9 protein-coding genes are annotated in these 11,768 nt (G+C 74.7%); 2 read left to right on the top strand and 7 right to left on the bottom strand.

What is annotated here, in order from left to right:
- The first annotated feature begins 49 nt into the window (after positions 1-49).
- Together RVR_RS35565 and RVR_RS35560 are read left to right on the top strand one after the other, a co-directional pair.
- A complete protein-coding gene (locus RVR_RS35565; RefSeq protein WP_202238164.1) occupies positions 50-1,510 on the top strand; it encodes an aldehyde dehydrogenase family protein in 1,461 nt (486 codons plus the stop codon).
- Positions 1,511-1,620: 110 nt separating this feature from the next.
- Positions 1,621-3,333, top strand: coding sequence for a glycoside hydrolase family 9 protein (locus tag RVR_RS35560; protein WP_237405171.1), 1,713 nt, complete (start codon positions 1,621-1,623; stop codon positions 3,331-3,333).
- 16 nt (positions 3,334-3,349) lie between these two features.
- Here the strand turns inward: RVR_RS35560 and RVR_RS35555 are convergent, their stop codons facing one another.
- The 7 genes from RVR_RS35555 to RVR_RS35525 form a co-directional block, all read right to left on the bottom strand.
- Positions 3,350-4,762 carry a glucose-6-phosphate dehydrogenase gene (locus tag RVR_RS35555; RefSeq protein ID WP_202238163.1) on the bottom strand — a complete coding sequence of 471 codons (1,413 nt, stop codon included), beginning with the start codon at positions 4,760-4,762 and terminating at the stop codon, positions 3,350-3,352.
- Positions 4,763-4,947: 185 nt separating this feature from the next.
- On the bottom strand, positions 4,948-5,439 hold the full coding sequence (locus RVR_RS35550; protein ID WP_202239648.1) for a GNAT family N-acetyltransferase: 492 nt from the start codon (positions 5,437-5,439) through the stop codon (positions 4,948-4,950).
- Positions 5,440-5,589: 150 nt separating this feature from the next.
- Positions 5,590-7,128 carry an MFS transporter gene (locus tag RVR_RS35545; protein WP_272933151.1) on the bottom strand — a complete coding sequence of 513 codons (1,539 nt, stop codon included), beginning with the start codon at positions 7,126-7,128 and terminating at the stop codon, positions 5,590-5,592.
- A 47-nt stretch (positions 7,129-7,175) separates the two neighbouring features.
- On the bottom strand, positions 7,176-7,631 hold the full coding sequence (locus RVR_RS35540) for a MarR family winged helix-turn-helix transcriptional regulator (protein WP_202238161.1): 456 nt from the start codon (positions 7,629-7,631) through the stop codon (positions 7,176-7,178).
- Between the two features lie 233 nt (positions 7,632-7,864).
- Positions 7,865-8,881, bottom strand: coding sequence for an ABC transporter permease (locus RVR_RS35535; RefSeq protein ID WP_202238159.1), 1,017 nt, complete (start codon positions 8,879-8,881; stop codon positions 7,865-7,867).
- Entirely contained in the window at positions 8,878-10,494 is a 1,617-nt protein-coding gene (locus RVR_RS35530) for a sugar ABC transporter ATP-binding protein (protein ID WP_202238157.1), read from the bottom strand. The genes RVR_RS35535 and RVR_RS35530 overlap by 4 nt, the downstream gene beginning before the upstream one ends.
- Positions 10,494-11,657: a substrate-binding domain-containing protein gene (locus RVR_RS35525; protein WP_202238155.1), complete on the bottom strand. Its 1,164-nt coding sequence runs from the start codon at positions 11,655-11,657 to the stop codon at positions 10,494-10,496. The genes RVR_RS35530 and RVR_RS35525 overlap by 1 nt, the downstream gene beginning before the upstream one ends.
- Positions 11,658-11,768: the final 111 nt, after the last annotated feature.

The following is an 11,768-nucleotide window of genomic DNA, read 5'->3' as shown; positions in this document are numbered from 1 at the left end:
GGCGGCACCCGGAGACACCCACCCGCAGGACTTCCGAAAAGAGCTGAACATGGCACAGCACGAACCCTCCTGGACACGGGCCCTCTACGTCGACGGGGAGTTCCGCCCGCCCGCCGCGGGCGCCACCCTCGACGTCCGCGACAAGTCCTCCGGCGCCCTGCTCGGGGAGGCCGGCTCCGCCGACGTCGCGGACGTGGACGCGGCCGTGGCCTCCTCGCTCACCGCGCAGCGCGCGTGGGCCGCCCGCCCCCACGCCGAGCGCGCCGCGGTCCTGCGGCGCGTGGCCACCGCACTCGAACAGGCCGACGGCTTGCGCGAGTTGATCGTCCGCGAGACCGGCAGCATCGCGGGCAAGGCCGACTACGAGATCGCCTCGGCCGTCGGTGAGCTGACCGAGGCGGCGGCCCTGGCCTCCCGCCCGGTCGGCGAGGTGCTGCGGACCGGGCACCCCGGCCGCTTCTCGGTGTCCGAGCGCGTGCCGGTCGGCCTCGTCGCGGCGATCACCCCGTGGAACTTCCCGCTGGTCCTGGGCATGCGGGTGATCGCACCCGCGCTGGCCCTGGGCAACGCGGTGCTGCTCAAACCGTCGCCGGAGACGCCGCTGTCCGGCGGGCTGGCGATCGCCGAGCTGTTCGCGCGGGCGGGGGCACCGGCAGGGGTCTTCCAGGTGCTGCCCGGCGGGGAGCGGGTCGGCCGCCGGCTGGTGGAGCATCCCGACGTGGCGATGGTGCACTTCACCGGATCGACCGCGGTCGGCCGGGAGATCGCCGCGACCGCCGGGTCCCTGCTGAAGAAGACCTCGCTGGAACTCGGCGGCAACAACGCCCTCGTGGTGCTGGCGGACGCCGACGTCGACCAGGCCGCGATGATCGGGGCGTGGTCGAGCTTCCACTACCAGGGCCAGACCTGCATCAGCGCGGGCCGGCACATCGTGGACCGCGCCGTCGCCGACGCCTACCTCGACAACCTCGTCGGGCGGGCCGCGGCCGTCACCGTGGGCGACCCGCTGCGGGACGGCGCCGGCCTGGGGCCGATCATCAATGACGCCCAACTGGCCCGCGCCAGGCGGCTGCTGGACGACGCGGTGGCCGGCGGCGCCCGGGTGCTGACCGGCGGGACCGCCGAGGGCCGGTTCTTCCGTCCGACCGTCGTGGTGGACGTCGACCCGTCCTGCGCCCTGTGGACCGAGGAGATCTTCGCGCCCATCGCCCCCGTCGCCGTGGTCGACGGCGCCGACGAGGCCGTGGCGCTCGCCAACGACACCCGCTACGGCCTGGTCTCCTCGGTCGTCGGCCGCGACGTCCACCGGGCCACGGAGGTCGCCCGCCGCCTGGACTGCGCGATGGTCCACGTCAACGACGCGACGCCCCAGGACGAACCGCTCGCCCCCTTCGGCGGGACCGGCGCCTCCGGCCTGGGCGGCCGCGCGGGCGGCGACGCCAACCTGGAGGAGTACACCGAGCGCCGCTGGCGCACGGTCACCGGCGCCCCGGTCCACTATCCCTACTGAGAGCCGCGCCGTGGGTTCGCACGGCCACCGCCGCCCGGGACGCGCCCGGGCGGCGCGACGGCGGAGCGGTCCGCGGACCGCCGCCACGACGGAAGGGACGGTACCCGAGGGTGCGTTCGACCGATGACGACTTGCCGACGATCCTGACCGCGCACCTGGGCCACGGCCTCACCGCGGCCAAGGCGGTGGTGGCGGCGCTGCCCGACGGCCGCGCGCCGCGCACCTGCGAGCTGCTGGGCCCGGACGGCCCCCACCGGCTCGACGCCGGGCCGGTCGTGGTGGTGCCGGGGTGGCGGCGGGGGCCGTTCGCCCGTGTTCCGCTCCCCCGCGATCTCACGGCCGGCACCTACACCGTGCGGATCGTGGACGGCGGCGGGCGCGAGGCGGTGTCGGAGCCGTTCGTGGTCGGGCCCGACCGGCTCCAGCGGCAGACGATGTCCGACGTGCTCGCGTACTTCCGGGCGATGCGCTCCAGCGGGGAGATCGACCGCAAGGACCGGCACGCGCGGCTGTGGGCCGACGGCAGCGGGCGCGAGGTGGACGCCCGCGGCGGCTGGCTCGACGCGAGCGGCGACCCGAGCAAGTTCCTCAGCCACCTCACCTACACCCGCACCATGAGCCCGCAGCAGATCCCGCTGTGCGCCTGGGCGATGGCGGCGGCCCGGGACGTCCTGGCCGAGCGGCACCCCGCGCTGGTCCGTTCGCTGGGCGCGCGGCTGCGCGACGAGGCGCTGTGGGGCGCGGACTTCCTGGTCCGCTTCCGGGCGCCCGAGGGCTACTTCTACACCGGGGTGTTCGACGCGCTCACCAAGCGGCTGGACGAGCGGTTCGTGACGGCGCCGCTGGCGGAGTGCGTCCGCACCGACCGCTACCAGGCCGCGTACCGGCAGGGCGGGGGCCTGGCGATCGCCGCCCTGGCGCGCGCCTCCACCCTCGGCGACCACGGCGACTTCACCGGTCCCGCCTACCTGGACGCGGCTCTCACCGGGTTCGCGCACCTGGAGGCGCACAACCTGGAGTACCTGGACGACGGCACCGAGTCGGTGGTCGACGACTACGCGGCGCTGCTGGCGGCCTGCGAGCTGGTCGCGGCCGGCGCCCCGGTGGTCGCGGCGGCCCGGCGCCGCGCGCGGCTGCTGACCGGCCGGTACGTCGCGCCGGAGGACGGCGGCCCGGGCTGGTTCACCGCCGACGCGGAGGGCCGGCCGTTCTTCCACGCGGTGGAGGCCGGCCTGCCGGTCCTGGCCCTGCTGCGGTTCGCCGCGGTGCTCCCGGACTCCCCCGAGGCCGGCCCGGCCCGGGCACTGGCGGTCCGGGCGACGCTCGACACGCTCGCCCGGACCCGCGCGGTGCCCAACCCGTTCGGGTACCCGCGGCAGCGGGCGCGCCCGGCGGGCGGCGCCGACCGGGACGCGTTCTTCTTCCCGCACGCCAACGAGACCGGCTACTGGTGGCAGGGCGAGAACGCCGCCATCGCCTCGCTCGCCGCGGCGGCGGCGTTCTGCGCGGCGGCCGACGGGGTGCCCGACGCCGAGCGGGAGGCGCTGCGGGAGTTCGCCGACGACCAGCTGGCGTGGATCACCGGCCGCAACCCGTTCGGCGCGTGCATGCTCCAGGGGCGCGGCCGGGGGAACGTGGACTACGCCTCGGACTTCCCGAACCTGCCCGGCGGCATCGTCAACGGCATCACCTCCGGCTGGGCGGACGAGGACGACATCGCCTTCCTGCCCGCGGACGCCCCGCAGGAGGAGTCGTGGCGGTGGGCGGAGCAGTGGATCCCGCACACCGGCTGGTTCCTGCTGGCCGTGGCGGCCGCCCGCTGAGCGGGCGGGAGCGCCTTCAGCCGGCGGGGGCGCCGGACCCGGCGGTCCAGGGGTCGTGCCAGGGCGGATGGCCCGTCACCAGGTCGGCGGCCTCGGCGGGACCCCAGGTGCCGGGTGCGTACGGCAGCAGCGGGGCGGGATCGTCGAGCAGGGGCTGCACGATCCGCCATGCCTCCTCGACGCCGTCCTCCCGGGTGAACAGGCTGTGGTCCCCGGTGAGCGCGCCGTGCAGCAGCCGCTCGTACGGCTCCGGCGGCTCGCCGAGGTCCCGGACGAAGGAGGCGTCCAGGTGCAGGGGGCGCCAGGTCTGCTCGCCCTGGGCGACGAGTTGCAGGCACACCCCGGGGTCGGGGTCGATGCGCAGCACGATCTGGTTCGGCTCGGCCTGGTGCGGCGTCGGCAGGAAGGCCAGCCGCGGCGCCCGGCGCAGGATCAGCCGCACCTCGGTGTCGCGCACCGGCAGGTTCTTGCCCGCGCGCAGGAAGAACGGCACGTCGATCCACTTCCAGTTATCGATCTCCAGCCGCAGCGCGATGTACGTCTCGGTGTCGGAGCCGGCGGCGACGCCGGGGGTGTCGCGGTAGCCGGTGTACTGGCCGCGGACGCTGCGGCGCGGGTCGGCGGCGCGTACGGCCTTGAGGACTTCGGCCTTGCGGTCCCGGAGGCTGTCGGCGCCGGCGTCCGCGGGCGGGTCCATCGTGACGGCGGCGAGCACCTGCAACAGGTGGTTCTGCACCACGTCGCGCAGGGCGCCGACGGGGTCGTAGAAGCTGCCGCGGCCCTCGATGCCGAAGTCCTCGGCCATGGTGATCTGTACGGCGCTGACGCTGTCGCGGTCCCACAGCCCGGCCAGGGCGCGGTTGGCGAAGCGCAGGTACTCCAGCTCGATCACCGGCTCCTTGCCGAGGAAGTGGTCGACGCGCAGCAGTTGGTCCTCGCGCAGCACGGCGTGCAGCCGGGCGTTGAGCGCGCGGGCGGAGGCGAGGTCCTTGCCGAACGGCTTCTCCACCGCGACCCGGGCGTGCTCCACCAGGCCGGCCGCGCCGAGCCGTTCGACGATCGGACCGAAGAGCCGGGGCGGCATCTCCAGGTAGTGCAGCGTGCGGTGGCCCGGACCGATCTCGGCGCTCAGCCGGGTGTAGAGAGCGGCGTCGGTGACGTCGCCGTGCAGGTAGGTGACGCGTGCGGCGAACCGCCGGAAGGTGTCGTCGTCGACCCGCTGGCCGGTGGCGGCGACACGCTCGCGGGCCTGTGCGACGAAGTCGGCCGTGGTGAGGTCGTCGGCGGCCACGCCGATCACACGGCAGTCGAGGAGGCCGCGCGCTTCGAGCCGGTACAGGGCGCGCAGGGTCATCTTGCGGGCGAGGTCGCCGGTGATGCCGAACACGACGAGGGTGTCCGCGCCCTCCGGACGGCCGGTGCGGGTCATGTCGCGCTCCTCCCGGTCCTGCGCCACCCCCGTCGACGCGCGCTGCTCCTTCCCAGGGTGCGCCCGGCGGGAGCGCCGCACCACGCGGGCACGGCGCGCGCGGAGGCTGCCCCCGGCAGGCACCGCCGGTTCCCGGCGGGGCGCGGCGCACCGGCAACCGTGCAGCGGACACGCGTGGCGGCTCGCTACCCGGTCGGCGCGAAGCGCCAGCGCACCTCGCCGTCGTGCCACTCCGCGGTGGGGGCGAGTCCGGCCGCGGCGGCGACGGCGGCCGAGGCGGCGTGGTCCGGGTGGATGTGGGCGACCACCGGGCGGATGCGGTGCGCGGCCAGCCTGCGCACCAACCCGCACGCGGCCTCCGTCGCGATCCCCCGGCCCTGCCAGGGCGTGCCCACCACCCAGGCGACCTCGGCGCTCCGCGCCCCCTCGGCCCCCTCGGCCCCCTCGGCCCCCTGGACCGTCGCCTGCACGGTGCCCACCAGGCGTCTGTCGTCCCGCAGCCTGATCACCCAGTTCAGCCACCCCACGCCGGGCTCGGGCGATCCGGCGGCCAGCCGGGCGTAGCGGGCCCGCAGCGCCTCGGGCGTGGCCGGCTCCCCGCCGATGAACCGGTGGAGCGCCGGATCGGCGAGCACCTCGGCCATCTCCGCCGCGTGCTCGACCCGGAGCGGGATCATCTCCAGCCGCCTGGTCGAGAACCCGCCGCCCACCTCGCCCGCCACGCGCTTTCCCCCTCAAGCCCTGCCTGCCCGACGCGCACCACACTCCCACACCCCGCCGTCGGTCCCGGCGGCTGGGAGTGCGGCTCGCGGGGCCGGACCCCGTGGTCAGGTGGAAGGAGTGGGGCGGGGGTCCATGTGGCGGAGGGCGGGGAGCATGAGCAGCCCCAGGAGGATGGTGGGGACGCCGCCGACCGCCAGGGACCAGCGGGTGCCGATGTCCTGGGCGACCCAGCCGACCAGCGGGCCGCCGACCACGGTCGTGCCGCCCCAGGCCAGCGCCCACAGGGCCATCACCCGACCGCGCATCGCGGGCGCGGCGGCGAGTTGGAGCGCGGTCTTGGACAGCGCGTTGAAGCTGACGCTGCCGTAGCCGACGAAGAGCAGCGCGACCAGTTCCCAGGGCAGCGACGGGGCGAGCGCGGCGGCCGTGATCGCGACGCCCCAGCCGACGGCGGCGATCGCGAGGGTGCTGCTGCGCTTGGGGTTGCCGCGGCTGGCGGTCACCAGGCCGCCGAGGACGGCGCCCAGGCCCATCACCGACGCCATCGCGCCGTACGTGCCGGCACCGCCGTGCAGCGCGCCGCGCGCCACCAGCGGGAGCGTGACCGGGAACTCGTAGGCGAGCGCGCCGGTCACGGTGATCATCACCAGCGGCAGCAGCAGCGCGGGGGTCTGGAAGGCGTACCGCAGCCCCGCCCTGACCTGGCCCTTCTCGCGGGGCGGGCGCTCGACGGGGTTCATCTCGGCGGGCCGCATGAGGAACAGGCTCGCCAGCACGCCCGCGAACGAGGCCGCGTTGAGCACGAAGCAGGTGGTCAGGCCGACCCCGGCGACCAGGGCACCGCCGGCGGCCGCGCCCAGCACGCGGGCGAGGTTCACCGAGACGGAGTTGAGCGTGACGGCGTTGGCCAGCCGCTCGCGCGGCACCAGGTCGCCGATCAGGCTCTGGCGTGCGGGGTTGTCGACCACGGTCAGCACGCCCAGCGCCAGCGACAGCACCACGACCCCGGCGTAGCTCGCCTGCCCCAGCGCCGTCATCAGGGCGAACGCCAGCGCGACCACGGCCGACGCCGACTGCGTGACGTACAGCAGGCGGCGCCGGTCGTACCGGTCGGCGATCAGACCGCCGAACGGGCCGAGCAGCGCCAGCGGCAGGTAGCGGGCGGCGGTGGCGACGCCGAGGTCGGCGCCGCTGCCGGTCAGCCGCAGCACCAGGAACGCGAGTGCCAGGGTCTGCATCCAGGTGCCGGCGATGGACACCGCGTAGCCCCAGAAGTAGAGGCGGTAGTTGCGTATCGCCAGCGAGTCGAAGGCCCGCGACAGCGGGCGCCCCCGCGCGCCGCTCGTCCCTCCGGTCGCGGCGCCGGCTGTCGATTCACGGCCCGCACCGACGGCACCGGCACCGGCACCGGCACCGGCACGCCGGGGTCCCTCGCGCTCCGGCGCGACGCTCCCCGCCCCGGTACGGCCGGGTCCGGCGTCGGCGGCATAGGCACCGGCAGGGTCACCGGCACGTCCCCGCGGCCCGCCGGGTGGCCTCCCACCGCCCGGCGCGGCGCCGTCCGTCCCGGCGTGGTCCGCCGCGCCGTCGCCCGTAGCCGCGGCATCCGCGCCCGCAGCCGCACCCGCGGCGCCCGGACGCACCGCGTCCGTACGGGTGCCGCTCTCCTCCGGGCCCGGCCCCACGCCCGTCACTGCGTGCCCGCCGCGGTGCCCGCGGGCAGCTCGAACTCCGCGATGCGCTCCAGCAGTTCGCCCGCCGCGATGAGCACACGCTGCTCCTCCGGGTCGAGCAGTGCCTCCACCGCCCGGCCCAGCCAGGTGTCCCGCTGACTGCGGGCGTCCGCGACGGCCGTGCTCCCCTCGGGGGTGACGGCCACCCGCACGCGGCGCGCGTCCTGCTCGTCCCGGCTGCGCCGCACGAACCCGGCGGCCTCCAGTTCGCGCAGGGCCGCCGCCACGTTCGAGCTGGTCATCTGGAGCTCCTCGGCCAGTTCGCGCGGCTGGGCGCCGCCGAGCCGGTCCGCGGCCGTCAGCACCTGCCGGGCGGTCCTCGACACGGGCAGCGCCGGCCCCGCCTCGCGCCGCAACCGCCGCTGAAGCTGCCTGAACTGCGTCCGCAGCCGCAGCACCTCACGATCGTCCATGTATCTACTCTACATAGCTATTCCGAATAGCCAAAGCATTTCGGCACACGCGTCGGGCCGCCTCCCCCGAAGGGAAGACGGCCCGGCCCGCACGGGGAAGCGGTGCGGCGGATCGAAGGACGGCGGCGACACGGCGGCAGACGGCGGGACCGGGGCACCGGCGACGCCCCGGCGGCGTGGCCCCCACGGCCGCCGCACAGCCACCGAGGGGGCGCCCGGGCGGCACCCGGCGGTCAGCGGCGCCTCGCGACGCTGCGCGCCCGCAGCCGGTCCGCGGTGATCGCCAGCCCCAGCACGCACCCCAGCACGATGTTCGTGTAGTTGGGGTTGATCTGAAGCGTCGTCAGGCCGTTGTTGATCAGTTCGAGCAGGATGGTGCCCGCGACGATCCCGAGGATGCGGCCCTGGCCGCCGACCAGGCTCACCCCGCCGATGACCGCCGCCGCGATCGCCGACAGCTCCCAGCCGACCCCGACGCCGCTGGCCGAGCCGACGCCCATCCGGCCCAGCACCATGATCCCGGCGAACGCCGACAGCAGGGAGCTGGTGACGTACATCGACACCACCCTGCGGTCGCCGCGGATGCCGGCCAGCCGCGCCGCCTCCGGGTTGCCGCCGACCGCGTACACCTGCCGGCCGGCGTACGTGCGCTCCAGGAAGAACCACGCCGCGATCGCGACCACCGCGAAGAGGATCAGCGGCAGCGGGATCTGGGCCACGTACGTCTGCCCGACGTCGCCGAACAGCCCGCCGATGCCGGTGATCGAGGTGCCGGACGTGATCGCGAGCGTGACGCCCTGCGCGACGGTGTAGGTGACCAGGGTGACCACGAACGGCGCCATCTTCAGCCGGGTGACGGCCAGCCCGTGCAGCAGGCCCACCGCGCCGGCGATCACCAGCGTGACCAGGATCGCCAGCACCGGCGGCAGCCCGGCCCGCACGTTGAACCAGGACATCAGGATGACGCTGGTGCCCAGCAGCGCACCCACCGACAGGTCGATGCCGCCGGTCAGGATCACCAGCGACTCCCCGATCGCGATCAGGCCGTACTGCGCCAGGTCGAAACCCATCCCCTGGAGGTTGACCGCCCCGGCGAAGGTCGACTTGTCCAGCGCCAGCGCGACGAAGACGACGACGCAGGCGGCCACCACGCCGACCTCGGGCGTTTCGAGCAGGCGGCGGACGAACGAGGGGCCCGGCGCGATGCCGGTGTCGGCCCCGGTCGGCGCCGGTGCGGTGCTGGTCTTCATGCGCTCGCCTCTTCCTGCGTGCCCGCGCCCGGCCGCGTCCCGGCCGCCGCGGTCATGATCGCTTCCTTGCCGAACCGGCCACGGGGGAGGTCGTCGACGATCCGCCCGTGCGCCATCACCACGATCCGATGGCAGATCCACAGCAGCTCCTCCAGTTCGGAGGAGGCCACCAGCACCGCCATGCCCTGCTCGGCGGCGGCGTCGATCAGGCCGTAGATCTCGGCCTTCGCGCCGACGTCCACGCCCCGGGTCGGCTCGTCGAGCAGCAGCAGCCGGGGCTCCGCGGCAAGCCAGCGACCGAAGACCGCCTTCTGCTGGTTGCCGCCCGACAGCGACCCGATCGGCTGCTCCTGGCTGTGCAGGCGCACACCCAGGTCGTGCACGATCCGCGCCGAGTGCTCCTTGTCCGCACCGGGCCACAGCACACCCCGGGAGCTGATCCGGCGCAGCGTGCTCAGGGTGACGTTCCACCGCACCGAGTGGGCCGGCAGCAGCGACTGCACCTTGCGGTCCTCCGGCACCAGGCCGATCCCGGCCTCGACCGCGTCGGCCGGGTGCCTCGGGCGGAAGTCGCGGCCCAGGAACTCCACCGACCCGCCGGTGCGCGGCTGGGCGCCCATCACGGTGTGCAGCAGCCGGCTGCGGCCGGAGCCCATCAGCCCGGCGACGCCGACGATCTCGCCGGCGCGCACCTCCAGGTCGACCGGCCCGAGGCCGTCGGCGGTCAGCTCCCGGGTGCGCAGCACCGCGGTGCGCTCCACCGTGGACGGCGGCGCGAGGTCGGCGCGGGACAGCTCGGCACCGACCATCTCGCGGATCATCCGCTCCTCGGTGGCCTCCTGCGGGGTGAGGTCGGCGACCAGCTTGCCGCTGCGCAGCACCACCACCCGGTCGGCGATCGCCCGCACCTCGTCCAGGCGGTGGCCGATGAAGAGCACCGCTCCCCCGGCCGCGGCGTGGGCGCGGGCCAGGTCGAGCACCCGCTCGGCCTCCACCGGGCCGAGCGAGGAGGTCGGCTCGTCGAGGATCAGCACGACCGGGCGGTGTCCCCACGCCTTGGCGATCTCGATCATCTGGCGCACCGGCACCGGGAAGCGCTCGACCGGACGGTCGACGTCGACGTGCGTCACGCCGACCTCGGCGAGCAGCGCCCGTGCCTCCTCCCTGGTGCCGGTGCGGTCGAACACCGCCCTGCCGAACAGCCGGCCGCCGGCCCGCTGCGGGCGCCGCCCGAGCAGCAGGTTCTCCGCGACGCTCAACTGCCCGACCAGCGGGAACTCCTGTGCCACCAGGGCGACTCCCAGCTCGCGGGAGTGGTCGGGGCGGCCGGCCTGCAACGCGCGGCCGGCGATCTCGATGGTCCCGGTGGTGGGGGTGACGGTGCCGGACAGCACGCCCATCAGCGTGGACTTGCCCGCGCCGTTCTCCCCCACCACGGCCACGATCTGGCCACGCGCCAGGTCGAGCCGCGGGATGTCCAGCACCTTCACCGGGCCGTAGGCCTTGCTGACGTCGCGCAGTGACACCGCGCTGTCGTCGGCCGGGCCGCTCCGGTCCTCCGCGCCGCCCGGACGGCCCTCGCCGCCCGGGCGGAGGTCGGCGGAGCCGGCCATCAGCCGATCCCCAGGCTCGTCAACTTCGCCTGGTAGTCGGCGAGGTTGGCCTGCGTGACCAGGCCGACGCCGGAGCTGAGGGTGATGCCGTCGCTCTCCAGGTAGGGCTGCGCCAGCTTGAGGGTGGCGTCCTTGCCGAGCACCTTCAGCGCGGCCAGCAGGTAGGCCCCGGTGTAGCCCTGCTGGTAGGGCTGCTGGAGGACGGTGGCCTGAATGACGCCGGACTTGATGAACTTCAGCGTCTGCGGGTCGCTGTCGTCCGAGATGATCTTGATCTTCCCGGTCTTGCCGGCGGACTGGACGGCCTGGCCCGCGGACGGGCCGTCGTAGGAGTACACGCCGTAGAGCCCGTTGACGTTCGGGTTGGTCTGGATCGCGGTCTCCGCGTTGGACAGCGCCTTGGAGGCGTCCATGCTGTCGCTGAGCTTCTGGGCGACCTTGATGCCCGAGCCCTTCAGGGCGTCCTCGAAGCCCTGGATGCGCTCGACCGCGTTGGAGGTGGTGAGGGAGCCGACCAGGATCACCACCTGGCCCTTGCCGCCGAGCGCCTGCTTCATCGCCTCGCCGGCCTTCTGGCCCGCCTGGTAGTTCGGGGTGCCCAGGTAGAGGGCGGCGCCGTCGTCCTTCGGCAGCGGCGAGTCGATGGCGAGCACCGGGATGCCCGCCTTGTTCGCGGAGGCGATCGGCGCCTTGATGGCCGTCGGGTCGATGGCGGACACGCTCATGCCGGAGATGCCCTGGCCGCGCAGCGTCTGGATGATCGACAGCTGCTGGTCCAGCCGGCCGTTGGCCGGGGCCTGGTAGGCGCCCTTGACGCCGAGTTCCTTCAGGCCCTTGGTGAAGCCGACCTTGCCGGCGTTCCAGTAGTCGGTGGCCACGTTGACCACCATCGCCTCGTTGAGCTTCGACAGGTCCTTGCCCGCCAGCGCCTGCTTCAGCGCCGCGTCGAGCTTGGCGAGGTTCGCGTCGTTGAAGGCGATGTCGCCCTTGATCGCGGTCGTGGACGAGGCGGCGGAGGAACTGCCGGACCCGGCGTCCGACGAGGACGAGCCGCCGGCTCCGCTCTTGCTGCACCCGGCCGCCGCGAGGACCATGGCGAGGGTCACGGCCGCGGCGCCCCAACGCCCGTATCCCGAAACGACGGCACCTTTGGCATCACGCATGGGCGAACTTCCTGTTCGGACGGTGACCTTCCGGTCATTGAGAGCGCTAACAATCCACTGTGTGGATCACTTCCGCGGAGCGAGAGCCGCGCCATCCCGGCGCAGCCCGCA

The organism is Streptomyces sp. SN-593 (assembly GCF_016756395.1).
GTDB classification, from domain to species: domain Bacteria; phylum Actinomycetota; class Actinomycetes; order Streptomycetales; family Streptomycetaceae; genus Actinacidiphila; species Actinacidiphila reveromycinica.
Note: the sequence above shows the minus strand (reverse complement) of the source record. Positions and strands in the feature narration are given on the sequence as shown.